This window comes from Paraburkholderia sp. SIMBA_030 (assembly GCF_046535245.1).
In the GTDB taxonomy this organism is placed as follows: domain Bacteria; phylum Pseudomonadota; class Gammaproteobacteria; order Burkholderiales; family Burkholderiaceae; genus Paraburkholderia.
The window spans coordinates 1-254 of record NZ_JAWRXB010001087.1; the positions used below are offsets into that span (position 1 = coordinate 1).

The window sequence follows — 254 nt, forward strand, 5'->3', positions numbered from 1 at the left end:
GAGCAATTTTCGCGTAGCTTCTGAGTCGAACGAGCAAGTCACTCCGAGAAATGGTTCACACTCGCGTTTGTCTTAGGGCTCGCTACAGAAGCGTCCAAGGATGGATGCAGTTCCGTCACGTTCCGAAACCTCTCTCATCGAAAAGTGATTCTTGACACCACAGAAATGACAGTCTGCATCTATTGCCGTAAGCCGAAGAGCAAAGAGGATCTCACACTGGAGCACGTGATTCCCCAGTTCCTCGGCGGCGCCTG

At 52.0% G+C, this 254-nt stretch carries 1 protein-coding gene; it reads left to right on the top strand.

The window, feature by feature from the left end; all coding sequences use genetic code 11:
* Window positions 1-165: 165 nt before the first annotated feature.
* The coding region (locus tag SB772_RS43375) for an HNH endonuclease (RefSeq protein WP_410838945.1) at window positions 166-254 on the top strand (89 nt) is incomplete at its 3' end.